The organism is Actinophytocola sp. (assembly GCF_035942955.1).
GTDB lineage: Bacteria > Actinomycetota > Actinomycetes > Mycobacteriales > Pseudonocardiaceae > DASYTH01.
Genome location: NZ_DASZCQ010000059.1, coordinates 14,416 through 29,625 on the forward strand (window position 1 = coordinate 14,416; position 15,210 = coordinate 29,625).

16 protein-coding genes are annotated in these 15,210 nt (G+C 66.8%); 6 read left to right on the forward strand and 10 right to left on the reverse strand.

All coding sequences use genetic code 11. The annotated features are described in order from the left end of the window. Positions 1–26 precede the first annotated feature (26 nt). Complete coding sequence (fxsT, locus tag VGX25_RS06315) at positions 27–2,912, forward strand: FxSxx-COOH system tetratricopeptide repeat protein (RefSeq protein WP_326916660.1); 2,886 nt, start codon at positions 27–29, stop codon at positions 2,910–2,912. Between the two features lie 51 nt (positions 2,913–2,963). Here fxsT and VGX25_RS06320 read toward each other — a convergent pair whose 3' ends face one another. Both VGX25_RS06320 and VGX25_RS06325 read right to left on the reverse strand, forming a co-directional pair. Further along, positions 2,964–4,205 carry a lytic transglycosylase domain-containing protein gene (locus tag VGX25_RS06320; protein WP_326916661.1) on the reverse strand — a complete coding sequence of 414 codons (1,242 nt, stop codon included), beginning with the start codon at positions 4,203–4,205 and terminating at the stop codon, positions 2,964–2,966. Between the two features lie 59 nt (positions 4,206–4,264). Then, entirely contained in the window at positions 4,265–4,492 is a 228-nt protein-coding gene (locus VGX25_RS06325) for a hypothetical protein (RefSeq protein ID WP_326916662.1), read from the reverse strand. On the opposite strand from VGX25_RS06325, the gene VGX25_RS06330 reads away from it, so the two are divergent. The 5 genes from VGX25_RS06330 to VGX25_RS06350 all read left to right on the forward strand — a co-directional run bounded on the left by VGX25_RS06330 (position 4,475) and on the right by VGX25_RS06350 (position 7,361). Continuing rightward, positions 4,475–4,948, forward strand: coding sequence for an NUDIX hydrolase (locus VGX25_RS06330; RefSeq protein ID WP_326916663.1), 474 nt, complete (start codon positions 4,475–4,477; stop codon positions 4,946–4,948). The two genes, VGX25_RS06325 and VGX25_RS06330, sit on opposite strands and share 18 nt — an antisense overlap. 72 nt (positions 4,949–5,020) lie before the next feature. Continuing rightward, on the forward strand, positions 5,021–5,236 hold the full coding sequence (locus VGX25_RS06335; protein WP_326916664.1) for a hypothetical protein: 216 nt from the start codon (positions 5,021–5,023) through the stop codon (positions 5,234–5,236). 3 nt (positions 5,237–5,239) lie between these two features. Continuing rightward, entirely contained in the window at positions 5,240–6,175 is a 936-nt protein-coding gene (locus tag VGX25_RS06340) for a hypothetical protein (protein WP_326916665.1), read from the forward strand. A 201-nt stretch (positions 6,176–6,376) separates the two neighbouring features. Beyond that, on the forward strand, positions 6,377–6,922 hold the full coding sequence (locus tag VGX25_RS06345) for a DUF1990 domain-containing protein (protein ID WP_326916666.1): 546 nt from the start codon (positions 6,377–6,379) through the stop codon (positions 6,920–6,922). Between the two features lie 25 nt (positions 6,923–6,947). Continuing rightward, positions 6,948–7,361: a hypothetical protein gene (locus tag VGX25_RS06350; RefSeq protein WP_326916675.1), complete on the forward strand. Its 414-nt coding sequence runs from the start codon at positions 6,948–6,950 to the stop codon at positions 7,359–7,361. Positions 7,362–8,229: 868 nt separating this feature from the next. On the opposite strand, the gene VGX25_RS06355 is transcribed toward VGX25_RS06350, so the two are convergent. The 8 genes from VGX25_RS06355 to VGX25_RS06390 are packed head-to-tail and all read right to left on the reverse strand — an operon-like array spanning position 8,230 to position 14,382. After that, positions 8,230–8,766, reverse strand: coding sequence for a hypothetical protein (locus tag VGX25_RS06355; protein ID WP_326916667.1), 537 nt, complete (start codon positions 8,764–8,766; stop codon positions 8,230–8,232). Beyond that, complete coding sequence (locus tag VGX25_RS06360; protein ID WP_326916668.1) at positions 8,763–10,061, reverse strand: hypothetical protein; 1,299 nt, start codon at positions 10,059–10,061, stop codon at positions 8,763–8,765. Before VGX25_RS06360 ends, VGX25_RS06355 begins: the two co-directional genes overlap by 4 nt. Further along, positions 10,058–10,369, reverse strand: coding sequence for a hypothetical protein (locus VGX25_RS06365; RefSeq protein ID WP_326916669.1), 312 nt, complete (start codon positions 10,367–10,369; stop codon positions 10,058–10,060). The genes VGX25_RS06360 and VGX25_RS06365 overlap by 4 nt, the downstream gene beginning before the upstream one ends. A 13-nt stretch (positions 10,370–10,382) precedes the next feature. Then, positions 10,383–11,492, reverse strand: coding sequence for a WXG100 family type VII secretion target (locus tag VGX25_RS06370; RefSeq protein ID WP_326916670.1), 1,110 nt, complete (start codon positions 11,490–11,492; stop codon positions 10,383–10,385). Then, positions 11,485–11,970 (reverse strand): hypothetical protein, encoded by a 486-nt coding sequence (locus tag VGX25_RS06375; protein WP_326916671.1) that lies wholly within the window; start codon positions 11,968–11,970, stop codon positions 11,485–11,487. Before VGX25_RS06375 ends, VGX25_RS06370 begins: the two co-directional genes overlap by 8 nt. Before the next feature lie 11 nt (positions 11,971–11,981). Beyond that, a complete protein-coding gene (locus VGX25_RS06380; RefSeq protein ID WP_326916672.1) occupies positions 11,982–12,803 on the reverse strand; it encodes an ESX secretion-associated protein EspG in 822 nt (273 codons plus the stop codon). A 53-nt stretch (positions 12,804–12,856) separates the two neighbouring features. Beyond that, positions 12,857–13,885 (reverse strand): pentapeptide repeat-containing protein, encoded by a 1,029-nt coding sequence (locus VGX25_RS06385; protein ID WP_326916673.1) that lies wholly within the window; start codon positions 13,883–13,885, stop codon positions 12,857–12,859. Continuing rightward, a complete protein-coding gene (locus VGX25_RS06390; protein ID WP_326916674.1) occupies positions 13,882–14,382 on the reverse strand; it encodes an RNA polymerase sigma factor in 501 nt (166 codons plus the stop codon). The genes VGX25_RS06385 and VGX25_RS06390 overlap by 4 nt, the downstream gene beginning before the upstream one ends. Between the last annotated feature and the right edge of the window lie 828 nt (positions 14,383–15,210).

The following is a 15,210-nucleotide window of genomic DNA, read 5'->3' on the forward strand; positions in this document are numbered from 1 at the left end:
ACATGCCGCGCATCTGGACGTGAAGCATGGCGCAGGGGGTCCCACGACCGGACGGCCTGCCGCCGGGCCCGCTTCGCGATCTCGTTCACGCTCTGCATGATCTCTATCGGGATGCCGGCATGCCGAGCATGCGAACGATCAGCAATGCGATTCGGCGACGGAATGACCTGCCTGACACCGTTAGCCACGAGACCGTCAGCCAGATGTTACGCGGCGAAAGCGTACCGGGCTGGGCCAAGTTCGAATGCGTGGTTCGCCACCTCGCCGGCGTCGCCGTGCACCGGCCGAACGTTTCCGGCGAGGTCACAAGGTTTCACCAGCTCTGGCTCGCCACCGTCGCCAATGCGGCGACAACCACCGCACCGGCTCCCGCCCCGGCGACAACCGTGCCGTCCGGCGCGGTCGCCACGACCGTGGCGCCGGTCGCCGTGCACGTCGGCGAGGTGCCGCCGCGCAATATCCGGTTCATCGGTCGGGAACACCTGGTCCGCACCATTCACGAAATTCTCCGGACCGGTGTACCCCTTCTGACCCTCACCGGCATCGGGGGCGTGGGGAAAACCCAGCTCGCAATCGAGTACGTCCACCGTTTCCGTGACCACTACGATCTCGTCTGGTGGATACCGTCCGAGTACCCGTCACAGCTTCGGGCGTCGATCGCCGAGCTCGGCGCCCGGTTGAAGCTGCCAGGCAGCGAGGACATGCAGCATCCGCCGGCACAGGTGATGGACGCGCTGGGGCACAGCGCATTGCGCTGGCTGCTGGTATTCGACGACGTCGAGTCGCTGGACTCATTACCGCCGCTGCCCGTGCCGAAGGCGGGCCATGTTCTTGCCACCTCCCGGGATCCTGACTGGGAGCAACATGGCTCACAGCTTGAGATCGGAGTGTTCGAGCGCGGCGAGAGCATTCGCCTGTTGCGCGACCGCGCCAACCTCGAGGAGGCCGATGCGGACCGGATCGCCGAGCGCCTGGGCGATCTGCCCCTCGCCGTGGAGCAGGTGGCGTGGCATCTCGCCACCGGCGTCCAGGTCGCGACCTATCTCGACGATCTTGACCAGCAGATGCACGCGATCCTGTCGGATGACCGGAACAAGGTGGCGCATTACCCGGCAACGGTGCCCGGGTTCCTCAACGTGGCCTTCAGCCGGCTTGCCGACGCGGCCCCTGCCGCGGCGCAACTGCTGGAGCTCTTCGCGTGGCTGAGCGCGGAACCGCTGTCGCTGGCCCTGCTGCGCAGTGGGAGGCATGGCGCGGTGACATCACCGTTGCGGGAGACACTCCGGCACGCTCCGACACTGAACTCGGCGGTGCGAGACCTGCGCCGGTATGGCCTGGCCACGGTGGTCGAGGCCGACCCGGACGGCAACCCGATGCGCATCCAGGTGCACAGGGTCTTTCAAGGTGTACTGAAGCTATGGCTCGGCAAGACCCGGTTGGACCGTGGCCGAGCAAACGTGCACGCGATTCTCGCCGCCGCGAACCCGGCTGAACCGGACGCACCCCGATTCTGGGGCCACTACGCCGAAGTCGGGCCACATGTCACCGCCGCGGATCTGATCACCGCCGAGGACTTCGAGGTCCGGCGGGTCGCCCTGGATCAGGCACGCTACCTGTATCGGGTCGGCCACTACGCCGAGAGCCGGGCGCTGGCGGAGCGGTTGGTGGCCGCGACAATGCGCGACGGCTCGTCGGAGCCCGATCACCACTTCTATGTCCTTGCCCGGTACCACCTGGCCAATGCCCTGCGGACCTTGGGTGACTACACCGCCGCGCGGCAGGCGACGCTTGAGGGGCTGACATACCTGGAGAATCACCCGGAGTTCGGTCCGCAGGTCGAATACATCGCCCACCTGGAGCGGAGCCGAGCGGTCGACCTGAGGATCTCCGGGGCTTATGCCAACGCCTTGACCGTCGACGAGGCCAGCTATGGGCGGCAACGCCGCGAGGATGCCGATGACCAGGACAAGCTCCGTGTGCTGCGCAACAACATCGCCGTGAGCCTGCGGCTGCTCGGCAGGTTCGCTGACGCGTACGACATCGATACCGAAATCGCCCGGCAGTGGGCGGATACGCACGGAGCACGGGATCCGCGCACGCTGCTCGCCAGGAGCAACCTTGCTCGGGACATGTTCGGGCTTGGCCGGTACGCCGACGCGCTCAGCGAGGTGCGGGCGGTATTACCCGCGTACCGCGCGGTGGTCGGCGCGAAGCATCACGGCGTGCTCCTGGCGGTCCGAACCGAGGTGATGGCGCTGCGGAAGTTGGGGGAACTGGAGAACGCTCTACGACTCGCCGAGGAGAACCGGCGCGACTTCGAGACCTGGTTCGGGCCGAGTCATGAGTACACGCTCGCCGCCGGGATCTCGTTGGTGAATGCGCGGCTCGCGGTGGGGGATCTCGGGACGGCGAGCGTGGAGATGCCGGAGCTGCTCGGCGGCTGCGAGCGGTTGTTCGGGGCGGACCATCCGATGACGCTGGCCGTCCTGGTCAACTCGGCATCGGTCTCGCGCGCGCTCGGCGACCTGCACGGTGCGCGTCGGCGCGACGAGCAGGCGGCGGCCGAGCTGAGCCGCGTGCTCGGTGACGACCATCCCTACACGCTGTGCGCCCACCACAATCTCGCGGTGGACCTGGCTCGGCTCGGGGACGTGCGCCGGGCGGTGGACGTGGCCGAGGCGGTCCTCGCCAGGTCCCGGGCCACGCGCGGCCCGACCCATCCCGACACGCTCGCCTGCGCGGTCAACATCACCCTGGCCCGGGGAGAACGGGTGGATCACACGTCGCCACCCGCGCCCGCGGGTGATGCTCTCGAGGCGTGGTCGAACCTGCTCGGTGCGGCCCATCCCCAGGTGCTCGCCGCCCGGGCAGGCCGGTCGATCGAATGCGACATCGAGCCACCGCCGACCTAGGCGGCCTGGCGGACCGGCCGGATCTTGTCCAATGTGGACGTCGGGGATTCGTCAGCCTTCCGACGGCGAGCAGGGCTGCAGCACCGGGCCGAGGAGGCCGCCGACGAGATCTCCCACTCCGCACACCAGATCGCCGACCGGGTTGGACGGTGTGGTCGTGGGCGGTGGCTCGCTGGGCGGTGGAGCGGGATCGGTGACCGGAGGTGGGCTCGGTTGGGTGGGTGGCGGTGCCGGGTCGGTGCTCGGCGGCGGGATGGTGGGTGTGGTGCTCGGCGGCGTGGGTGTAGTGCTCGGCGGCGTGGGTGTGGTGCTCGGGGGCGTGGGTGTGGTGCTCGGCGGGGTCGGGGTGGTCGAGGTGGGTGGCGGGGTGGTGCCGGTCGGCGGGGTGAGGGTCGTGCTCGGCGGGACGTCGAGCACCGGGACCGTGAGGTCGGTGGCGTCGGGCACTGCGACGGCGCCGCCGGCGTAGGTGGCCATCCAGCGCAGCACCAGGTTGCGGTAGCTGGTGGAGTGGTTGTAGCTGAGGATGGCCTCGTCAAGTCCTTGCGGGGTACCGAGATCACGGTTGGCGGCGCACAGGTAGCGGGCCGCGGCGAGGCTGGCGTCGTAGACGTTGTGCGGGTCGGCGCGGTTGTCGCGGTTGCCGTCGGCGGCCCAGCGCCGCCAGGTGCCCGGGATGAACTGCATGGGGCCGACGGCGCGGTCCCACGTGGTGTCGCCGTCGAGCGTGCCGCCGTCGGTGTCGGGGATCGCGGCGAATCCGCGGCCGTCGAGCGCCGGGCCGAGGATGGGACGCACGGTGGTGCCGTGGCCGTCGACCCGCCCGCCCCTCGCGTGCCCGGTCTCGACCTTGCCGATCGCGGCGAGCAGCTCCAGCGGGAGGTGGCAGCCGGGCTGGGCGACGTTGATCGCGTCGCGGGCCCGCCGGTAGGCGTCGAGCACCGTGGCGGGGATGTCGCCGGTGAACACCGCCGGGATCACCGCGCCGGAATCGTCCAGGTCGGTCGTGGTGCCCGCCTCGACCGTGGCCGGCGCGGGCGGCACCGGAGCCTGGTCGGCCCGGTAGAACACGCGCGGCTCGGACCACCGGTGCTGCACCGCCCGCGGATCAGCACCGGCCATCCCGCCGGCGCCGGGCTGATCGGCCGGCGGCGGCACCGGCGCCGCCGCCGACGCGGCCAGCAGCACGACCCCGGCCGCGAGCAGACCGCTACCCGGTCCGATCGAGACCCGGTGCTTGCCGCCGCTGCCCGGCCTGGCCACCATGATCCATTCCAGGCCCGGCGCCGGCACCCCGAGATGGTGCCGCCCGACCCGCCGTCGTGCCCGACTTCTGCCCCCGCGCGAACTCTTCACGTCAATACCAGAGCACCAAAACCGGGCGATGATTCACCCGCGGAGCCGGTCATGTCCGTTCGGGCAACCAACCAATCCTGTTCGGGCATGCGGCGGTGGTACGCCGGGTCGCGGTGTGGTCCGCTGGCATCGTGGCCGCGCTTCCGCTGCGAGATCCGGCCGGCGACGCTCTGGTCGCCGTCCGGGTGGTTGCCGAGGATCAGCTGGTGGTACTGGCCGAGCACCTGCCCATGCCGGCGTCCCTGGTCGTGGTCACCCTCGCCGACACGGTGTTGGTGATGTTCAACGGGTGGCGCGGCCAATGGGAGCTTCCCGGCGGAATGCGCGAACCCGGCGAATCCGCCCGGCAGGCCGCGGTGCGAGAGTTGGCCGAGGAGACCGGCATCCGGACCGAGGACCTGGTCTTCGCCATGATCGTCGAGGTAGACCTGAAACGGCCGGAACGCCGGGAGTACACGGCCGTGTACCGCACCGACCTGAGCGTCGCCCCGCCCCTCACCGTCAACGACGAGGCGCTGGATTTTCGCTGGTGGAACCCGCGTTCCCGGTTGATCCCCGACCTGAACCCCATCGACGCCGAGATCGCCAGACGAGCGGTGGCGACGATTTCCGTGCCGAATCCGGCGACGCGCAATGACGCGGGCTCGGGGAGCGATGACTCAGTTGTTCGTGGTATCTGATACGGGTGCCGGTTCGTCGATGGTTGGCGGATCCGGGTATGGCCTGGTCCGGTGGGCGTGACAGGGTCTGGTATGCGCAGTGATGAGCGAGAGGTGCTGAGGGCCTGGTTGGGTGGGGACGCGCGGGCTCTTGACGTGCTGTCCGACCGGGAGCTGGCGGAGCTGCACGACGCGCTGGTGGCCGCCAAGAAGCGTCAGGCCCGCGCTCTGGCGGCGGCTTCGGAGGCGGCGCTGGCGCAGATGCCGGCGTCGCTGCGGGGCAGCATCGGCAAGCTCCTGGAGCGCTGATCGATGGGGCGCGACCTGGCCAGTGCGGCTGAGCTGGTCAAGCTGGCCGGGGCGTTGGGCACCACCCCGGAGCGGGTGACGTTCGCGGCGGCGCTGGATCGCGACGCCATCCGACAGCTTCGCCAGCGGGTGGTCGACGCGTTGTACGACGAGCACCGCGCGGTCTTCCAAAGGGTTGCCGCGATCACGGGTGTGCTGCCCACACCGCTGAACGTCAGGATCACGCTGCGCGCGTTCTCGCCGTTGCTGGCCGCGCGGGTGGCCGGCGAGATGCCTCCGGACCGGGCCGCCGAGCTGGCCAACCGGATGCCGGTGAGCTACCTGGCCGAGGGGTGCGTGCACCTGGATCCGCGCCGAGCGGGGCCCCTCATCAGTCGCATCGACCCGGAGCGGGTGCTGGCCGTCGTGCGGGAGTTGGTCCGCCGCGGCGAGTTCATCACGCTCGGTCGGCTGCTCGACGTGGCAAGCGAGCGCGTCGTCCGGGACGTGGCCGCGGTCGTCTGCGACGAGGCGCTGCTGCGGATCGGCCTCTACGCCGAGTCCGATGCCCGGCTGACCCGGGCCGTCGCCGTGTTGCCGGCCGAGCGGCTGCGCGGCATCGTGGCGTGCGCGTTGGCCGGACCATCCGATCTGCGCTCGGCCGGGCTGGCGCTCATCGGGCGGCTGGACGACGACCGGCTCCGCGGCCGGCTGGCCGACTACGCCGCCGAGGCCGACGACGAGACGCTGACCACCTTGCTGCGTACGGCCATCGACGACGGCGCGGTCGGCGAACTGCTGACCGCGGTGGCCGCCATGTCGCCACATGCCCAGCGCCGGGTCCTCGCGCTGCCCGCTCTGGCCGAACCGGACGTGCGCAGGCACCTGGCCAAGGCCGCCGCGACGCACCCCCTCCGGACCCGACTGGCGACACTGCTGGCCCCGGACGGCTCTTACTAAAACCAGTTCTTGAGTGAACGTGTGAAATCGCCCGGGTCGGGACTACCGAGGCTCGACCGATCGCTCCGCGTCCGAAGCTTTCCGCGCGAGCGCTTGACCATCGCCTAGACATTTCTCAACGCGGTCCAGGTCACGGGCGGCGGTGGGACGCGGCACGATGGGTCTTGTCGGTTGTGTGCAGACGTCCACGAGGATATGGGCGTGGCTATCGAACGGCTCGCGGCCGAGCGGGTCGCGGAGTTGCGCGCTGCCCGGCTGACGTACCCCGAGGTGGGCCGGACGGCCGGAACCATGCCGCAGGGCTACCGCAGCGTCAACCGCACCCGACGTCTCCCGGCCGGCACCGACTTCGACACGGTGACACACGACCTGCTCCACTGGCAGGCGCACCGGCGCGCCGGTCTTCGGGTGGCCGCGTCCGGTGACCGGGCCACGCCCGACGCCGTCGTCGAGCTGAGCATCGGAATCGGATGGCTGGCGGTTCGGGCGCCCTGCCGCGTCGTCTACGTCGTCGACGAGCCGAGGCGCCGAGGTTTCGCCTACGGCACGTTGCCCGGTCATCCCGAGTCCGGCGAGGAGTTGTTCCTACTCGAGCGGCACGACGACGGCTCCGTCACCTTCACGATCACCGCATTCTCCCGCCCGGCCAGCGCACTGGCCAAGCTCGCCGGCCCGCTCGGACGCCGAATCCAGGACGCTGTCACCGATCGCTACGTGCGTGCCCTCGGCGCGGGCGCTCGTGCTTGAATGCGTGGTAACGGAAGGGGCATCGGTGGCAACGTGGGCTCAGCTCGTGGCATTCATCCGGCAGGAGTACGAGATCATTGGCGATGAGCCTGATGAGATCAGGATTCTGCTCCGCTACCACACCGATGACGACGACAATCAGCCGGAGCGCACCCAGATGGTGGTGGTGGCGCGGGAGATCCTGGACCGGCGCGAGGACTGGGTGCAGATCGCCAGCCCGTTCGCCCGGGTCCATGAGGTGGATCTGCGCGCCGTGCTGGCGGAGGTCGGCCTGACGACCGTGGTCGGCGGGGTCGCCGTCATCGGCGAGTACGTCGTGCTCAGGCACTCGCTGCCGCTGACCAACCTGGATATCAACGAGTTCGTCGATCCCCTCCTGCTGGTGACCGGGTCCGCCGAACTGCTCGAGCAGAAATTCATCGGCCGCGACAACTTCTGACGCAAGCGGTGCGCAGCGGTGGGCCGCACCGCGGCGGCCGTTGGTGCTGGTCCCCGCCCCTCCGGCCGGGTGTGCCCAGTGACCGTGGCTGCCCGCGACAGGCGAGAGAGGACCGCGAGGGGCGGGTGGGTCGGCTCCTCAACGTTGGCAGCGGGGTTGGGTTAGGGGTATGAGGGTGCGAGGAAGGCGGCTAGCGTCCTGCGCCGGAAACCAGCGTGTCGCTCGGTGCTGGGCTATCCCCAGCCACGCACCGACCACTACCACCGGGCACGTGACGAAGACGGCCGATCCCCAAAAGGCCATGGGTCCGTGATGCGCTCGACCGCGAAATCAACGTGCTGTTGACGGTGAACGCCGCCACGATGAGCCACTCGGTTCGATCGCGCAGCATCCGGCCACTGAAGGTGGAAAGACGTCCGCCGACACCTCACCGGCCCAGGCGGCCGGTGGCGCCGACCGTCGGCGGGCGGGATCGTCCTGTTCAACATCGCCTCGGTGCCGATCATCCGATACCAAGGCTACAAGATCCCAACCCCTGGATGCTGCACAACCACGCCTCACGACAGACACCCGTGGAGAGCCCGTTGCGTCGAAAGGCGCACGGCGGGTTGGGCGAGAGGTCTGGGGGAAACGGACCGGAGAGCAATCCCGACACCGTGCCCCAGGCCGACTCAACTATGGCGAGGGTGGTGTTGGGCGTGTGTCAACGGCCTGGGGCACGGCGCGCAGTGACTCGGCCCTGCTGGGCGTGAGCTGTGACCTGGACGCGACGCCGACCAGGGATGTCCGTCGCCTCGTCCCCGGCTTACACGGCTGACGTGCCGGTCATGGAAGCGTCTTCCCGGCTGTTCGGAGCCGGGGTTGTCGTCTACGGCATTGCGGTGGTGACAATCTCGCGGACCAGTTCGAGCAGTTCGGCTCCGCGGTCTGGTTGTTGGGCGGCGAGGGTGAACAGGAAGCATCCTTGGCCGTCGGCGTCGGGTACGAAGGCTTGGGCTTGGGATCCTGAGCTGTCGGTGCGGTGCAGTATGAGCGCGGTCTGGCCGTAGCTGAGTGGGGCGAAGCGCAGTCCGGCGATGCCGGGTCCGCCATGGGCTTCGAGGTAGCTGAGCAGGTCGGTCGTGGTGTGTCTGTCAAGAGTGATCGGTACCTGGAATCCGGTCACTGACAGCAGCGCGGCGGGCCGGCCGGGTGGGGTGGCTAGGCCGAGCACCCAGATGCCGTGCTCGATGGCGCCGTCGATGACATCTGAGGCTGCTGATTCGTACTCAGCAAGGCGGGCCTGGCCGTGGTCTTGCGAGTTGGCGATTATGTTCACCATGGTCTGCTCGGCGGTGTCGACGTCGCAGATGGGGATTAGCTGTACCCACTCCGGCAATGGGAAATGGATCAGGGTGTTGGTCATTTGGTTCCTTCAATCTTCTCCAGTGCTTTCTTGGAGAAGTGATCGGCGGCCTCGCCTGCCGCCCCTGGAAGGTCTGGCAACTTGCCAGGGATGTTGAGCCAGTCCGGGGTGCCGTCGCCTCCGGCGGCCTTGTCCAGCAGTTCAGCGGCGTCGACGGCGGAGGACCCGGCGTGGCCGGCTCCTGCCAAGGCTTTGTCGATGGCGTCGCGTTTGGCCAGTTCCTCGGCCTGGATCTTGCCGAGGTTCTCGACCGCTTCCCGGACCGTCTTGGCGTCACTCGCCTCCCTGAGGGCCTGGATCGCCTTGGCGATCTGACCCCCTTCGATGGCCTCTTTGAGGCCCTTGCCAAGCGTCTTGCCAACCGTCTTGGGTTCGACGTCCTTGAGCACGTTGAGGACTCGCTTGGGTCCGCCCGCCTTCAGCGCCTTGAGTAGCTGCCTGGTGCCCGTGCTCGTCGGTCCGGCGAGCGACAGCGCACCGTCGGCGATGAGGCCGAGCGTGTTGGTGCCTTGCAAGGAGTGCACACCGGCGTCCTTGGCGTATAGCTTGGCTGCCGTGCCGGTCAGCCCGGACGCCACGGTCGCTCCGTATAGTGCCCCGGCGACGGCCAGGCCTGCGGGACCGCCGGCGAGTAGCCCGGCGACGAAGGCGGCTCGTCCGGTCCACACCGAGATCTCCCCGAGCACGCTGCCCACGGTGCCGACGACCTGATCCACCTTGCCGGTCGGCTCAAAGGTGTCACTGTTGGACGCCTCGGCGATCTTGATCGCGGTGGCCTCCGCCTGGGCAAGGTGCTTATCCTGCAGAGTTCGTGCTTGCTGTATCACCGCGTCGAGCTGGTCGTTGACCGACACCGCATGCACCGCTGCTCGGTCGAACGCGGCTTGCGCGCTCGCCCGGTTCGCTCCGCGCGCCGACTCCAGCGCTGTTTTCGCTTGGTTCAGCTCCGCGACGGCCTCGCGGAGTTGCTGCTTGAGCTCGAGGGCTAGCTTGTCGAGGATCTCTGTCTGCCGTTTGTTGTCGGCGAGTTGCCCAGTCCAGGCGACGAGGGCGTCGGCGACATAGCCCATGGACTGCGCGCCGCTGTTGAGCGCTCGGGGGATGTCGTCGAGGTTGTCGTGGAACTCGTCAGCGGCCGCTCCGTCCCAGCCGTCGCTGAGGTCGAGGTCTGACTCGATGGTCCCCATCAGCATTTCCAGCTTGCCGCCGCCATCGGCGAGCTGGGTCAGTGCGTTTTCCACGGCGCTCGGCTCGCCTGGTGTCGGGTCGAACCCAAGTCCTGCGTAGCTGGTCAATGGGGGCCTCCATACGCCGCGTCGGGGTCAGTGAAGGCACGTCGCGCGGCGTCTTCCATTGCCTGGTAGTTGATGGCAGCCTGGCTGAGGCCGTGGGCCATGTTGCCGATCCGGTCGGCCATGGAGTTCAGGCCGTCGCGCCAGTTGTCGGCCACGGTCTGCAGGGCGGCGGCGATGCCGCCTGGGCCGAGATCTCCCACCGCGCAGGACGAGAAGCCGTCCGCTATCCCGCCAATGGTGTCTGACAAACCCTTGTACTGGCCGACCTTAGCGGTCATGTAGGGGATGTTCGCGTCGTATCCGCTCAATTCTCGCTCCGTCTCAGACGCCCCATACTGGGGGTGACACCGGCCGGTCGTCCATGAAAATGTCTTCGGGCTCGAGGTAGTCGGCCAATGGCTTTATCGTGTCCTCGTCTTCCGGGCTGCGTCCGCCTGCGGTTGCTGGCATGAGTCCTCCGCCGAGACCCGGTGCGGCTGCGCGTGTCGCCGATCCACCCACGACTGAGCCGCCTGGTGTTCCTGCCTGCGGCAATGGACTCTTACCGATCACTCCCAGGTGATCGCCGCCGAGCGGTGCTCTTCCTGCCAACGGGTCGGCACCACCGCGCCCGTAAGGGTGAGATCCGCCGGATTGTCCAGAGCCATAGCCGACGGGTTCGCCCACGACTTGTGCGGTGGTCGTCCCGTCGAACGAAGGGCGCGCATCCTGGATCAGTGGCCGGCCAGGTCCCGCCAGTGTGGAGGTTGGCTGAGGCCGCCATTGGTGGTTTGGTTCCGTGCCGGTGGTGGTCTGCGGCGCATCCGAGAACTGCGGCATGGCCCGCTCAGCCTCAACCGCGTTCCCCTCCAACTCCCTCATGATCTGCACGGCCTCGCGTTTGGCCTCGCGTGCCTGCTGAGCGGTGGGCAACCGATCGGACGCCATCTGCAGCAGCAAGTGGGCGCCGGGTACACCGTCCAGGACGTTGGCACCCTCGCCGTCGCGGAAACTCAGTTCTGCCCAGCGATGTTGTGGTTGCGGCATCCGCAGCCGGGCACTGACCAGTGCGTTGCCGTAGTTGCCCAGTTGCGTACCGACGGCACTTGCGCGAGTCACGGTCTCCTGCGCCCAATTGAGCAGTCGCTGCTGGCTGGCCGCGGCGGCGTCCGCAGCGGGTCCATGCCACGTGTCCAACAGTGTGTTGAGCCGCTGCTGGAGAGCCCTATTGCGGTCCAGCAACGTGTTGGCCACCGTGCGCCACTGCTCGACACGCGCGAAGAGATCGTCTGGGTTCGAGCGCATAATCATGTCCCACATCTGGCGGTGGGTGTATCCCTCCCAATGCACGCCATCGGCTGGTCGGATGCGATCGCCTAGGCCGCTGTCTGAGGAGACTCGACGAACTTTGCCGACCACCATGCCCTTGTCGCCGTGGGCTTTCTTAGCCATCGGTGTGTGCCGCCTTTCTGAGCTGCTCGACGCTCTCCTGCTCGAGGCTGGCGTATAGAACCGCTGTCTGGGTTAGCACCGCTTCGAGGTCGGCGAGTTCGGCTAGATAGCTGGTCAGCGCGCGTTCGGCACCTGTGTCTGGACCGGTGCGAGCTGAAACGCACGCCGCCATTCGCTCCGCAATCGGTCCCCAACCATCGAACTGATGTCCACTGAGCAGCCGCACCTCGGCGATGAGAGCGTGAATCTCGTCGCGCACCATGCTGATGTAACGACCGATCCGCACCAGCTCGTCCGGTGACGCGGTCATCGAGCCCGGCGATGCATGTGCGGACAGGTGCAGTTGTTCTGCCTGGATCACAGCGGGAATGTCACGGCGATAGGCACCGCCGGCCCGGCGAACATCGCTGACGCTGTCGACACCCAACTCCTCGAGCTTCTGCTTGACCTCTTTCAGGGTGTCTACTTCATACGACATGCGGCTCCTTACTATCGAGAGAGACGGCTGGCATGACGCCGACTGCGAACCACAACTTCCGACGTCGCATGGCCGGCGTCATACTTCAAGGCGTACAAAGCCTCATCAAGATAGTCGCCGACCCGTGTCGGATCCGCTGGCGTCAGCGTTGTCCAGGTCGGTCGCTCGTTGGAATCATGGGTCAGGACAATGCCGCCCGCCTCGGTTGCGTACCAGGTCCAGGTCTTGCGTTTCTGGTGGAGATCGACGAGCGGTTTCCTGAATGACACACCAAACTGCGCTGCAACACCTGTGGTGCGCACAATACTGGCAAGTGTCTGTGCATCCTGGCTCCGTATACCCGCCTCAGTGAAGAACTCATACGTTTCACTGGAGCCGACAGTTTGAGCGGCGACAGCAAGCGCCCGAGTAAACGACTCAGCTGGAATAGTCAGCGAACTTCCGCGCAACGGCGGCACGTCGGGCAACAGCTTGACGATCGACTGGACGAGATAGCGGGAGGGCATAAGCCCGATCTGGACCGCGTCACCGGTCCGTACCGCAAGCGCCGCGTGGCCCTCACGAACCGTGCCGACAAGATCGCACTGGTGACCGACCACAAGTCGCCCGTCGACGACAAGCTCACCGGAAGCCAGGAGATCGAGGGCATAGGACAGATCCACCGCCACGGTCGACCCATGAACGAACCCTCGTTCCACCAAACCGGCCAGCACCGCCTCAACGTGTCGGTGGTGCTCGTCAACAGTCACGCCCGACGTTGGTACCTCCAGGGGATACGGAAACAGAGGCAACCGCAGTACCTCGGCAAGCACAGCCATGTCGATCGTGGACAACGTTCCCACATTCACCGAGACAACCTCTCATTAGCGGTTCGACAGCCTGCTTGTTATCGGGAAATTCCTTTGGCGCCGCTCAGGTCCGCACCTGCGGTGTTCGCACCCGTCAAATCAGCCCCCGTCAGGTCCGCACCCACCAGCTTGGCGCCGCGCAGGTCGGCATCGGCGAGATTCGCGCCGCGGAGGCTGGCTCCGGTCAAGTCGGCTTCAAATAGCGAAGCTTGGGTGAGCGTTGACTCCGACAGGTCTACACCCACAAGGTTCGTGTAAGACAACTTGGCGTGGGCCAGAACGGCTCGTCTCAGCGTCGCTCGAACAAGCACGACATTGTTCAAGTCGGCTCCGGTGAGATCTGCCTCCTCAAGCATGGACCCAGTCAAGTTGCCTCGCGCAAACGTCGCCTCTCTGAAGTCGGCGTCGTACATGTATGAGTAGCTCAGGTCGACGCCGCTCAGCGAAGCCCCTGGCGCACCGACTCCTGCCAAACAAACCTTACTCAGGTCGATGGTAAAGTTGCTTTCAGCGCCAGTAAGATCCGGCTGAATACCCGAATCCATGATGACGCGCAAAATGTGCCCGACATCGGCCGTTACCGTGTCGCGAGCGCAACCCTGGTAGCTGACAACCGGGACCCGATCACGCACCCACCGCGTCAACTCCTCAAAGATTCGCCGCCGATGCTCGGGGTGCTCTCGAGCGATATCTTCCAGCTCGTCGACACTCTTCATCCGCACATCCAGGTCAACGCTACTGAGCTCACCTATCGCGGTATCGAGACGTTCGTCGAGCGTCTCTTCTCGCGCAGGACTCGCCAATGCCATCGCCATTAGCACAACGACGGCAACCGCCCCACATGCCGAAACGGCGATCAAAGCCCACCTGGGAAATCGTTTAGCTGAGAACTCTCGCCCGTGTGGCGGAGCATACCCCCAGGACTGCTCCGCCACGAACTGCCGCGCGCGAGGTGATGTCGCCATGACACGCTGCAAGCTTTCGATCGGATCGATCACTTCCGCAGTACGATCAAGAAACTCGCTATTCCGGCCCTGGAGCCACTTATTGACCACCCGGCGCCTCATTGAGTTTCTCCTTGATCAAGGTAGCCATTTTCCAGCAAGCGTGCAATCTTCTTCTTTGCCCGGCTAAGGTATACTCGTACGACCCCCGCGCTCTTGAGTCCCATTTCTGCGGCGATCTCCCTAGCCTTGAACCCGTCCAAGCTCCAGACCAGCACCTCGCGCTCGACATGAGCTAGTCGACTCAGCAGTCGCGATAACTCGTCCCGGTGGTCAACGAGCTGCTGAAACTCCGTGCCGTCACGAGTACCGATTCCGTAGCCTTTCGCCACAAGCCGAGGACGCTCGCTCCGTGCTTTCTCAGCCTCGCGAATAGCAACGCGCCTAGCCGCAGTCCGAATCCAACCCCGCCGCCTGTCCTTAGGTAGAGGCCAATGCCCCAGAGCCGCGAACATCGCATCCTGTGCAGCATCCTCAGCCTGATCAAGACCGAACCCCAACTTACGCAAGAAGGCGACTACCTTCGTGTACTCCTCCAGAAAGAACTTCTGATACTCCAAGTCCACGTTATTGGATCGAGGCATGCAACTCCGCTCGGCTGACCTTACGTCTAACGTCAACTATGAGGTGCAACCGCCCCGCTTGGCCCACCCGAGAATCCACCCAGGATCACTTCTGGTCAGCGGCGCGAGTCCCGGCACTATGCAACACCTCCCTAACAGGCGCCTGGACTAGACACAGGTCACGCGATACCAGGTCTCCCTCCTCCACCGAGACGGGGACAGCCATGAACTCCTCGTCCACACCCTCTTAAGGGCAGCACGACCCGCAAAGCGCAACATGCGCCCGACAACCTGCAACGACCGGCCTCGTGGTTCCTCATACGCTCGCCGACGGATGCCGGCGTAGGTCGCACAGACAACCGCAGCGCAGCGAGGCCCCTGCCACGCTTGCCATGACGCCAGCTGTCAGGGACGGGCGGATCAAGGGCGCGAGCGTGGCCAAGACCGCATCTTTCATCATGATCAGCCCCGCTGGCCGGGATGCTGTTCGGCGCGGTGATCATGACGCTGCTGCGGGTCCTGCTGACCCGGGCAGACGTCGAGCGCACCGAGCGCGCCTTCCGCTACGCTCAGCTCGCCTCGTCCGCGGGCCGTCTCTCTCGGCCATGGCGGCAATTACTCTTGCCCGCCGCGCACCATCGCCTCGGAGTGTCGCGTCTTAGTCCGGTCAATAGACCACCCACACCACGAGACGTATCACACCATCGAGCGACGCCGGTGATTGCCGTCGTTGTCCGCCACGGGGAGTGCGCCGGTGCGGTCGCGAACCGCGGCCGGAGGAGGTGGTCATCCCGAACGGGCGGCGCCCTGACAGCCGGGGGCGGC

Coding starts and splice junctions, on each gene's coding strand:
- fxsT (WP_326916660.1), top strand. CDS start 27: ATGGCGCAGGGGGTCCCACGACCGGACGGCCTGCCGCCGGGCCCGCTT.
- VGX25_RS06335 (WP_326916664.1), top strand. CDS start 5,021: ATGCGCAGTGATGAGCGAGAGGTGCTGAGGGCCTGGTTGGGTGGGGAC.
- VGX25_RS06340 (WP_326916665.1), top strand. CDS start 5,240: ATGGGGCGCGACCTGGCCAGTGCGGCTGAGCTGGTCAAGCTGGCCGGG.
- VGX25_RS06355 (WP_326916667.1), bottom strand. CDS start 8,766: ATGACCAACACCCTGATCCATTTCCCATTGCCGGAGTGGGTACAGCTA.
- VGX25_RS06370 (WP_326916670.1), bottom strand. CDS start 11,492: ATGGCTAAGAAAGCCCACGGCGACAAGGGCATGGTGGTCGGCAAAGTT.
- VGX25_RS06375 (WP_326916671.1), bottom strand. CDS start 11,970: ATGTCGTATGAAGTAGACACCCTGAAAGAGGTCAAGCAGAAGCTCGAG.
- VGX25_RS06385 (WP_326916673.1), bottom strand. CDS start 13,885: ATGAGGCGCCGGGTGGTCAATAAGTGGCTCCAGGGCCGGAATAGCGAG.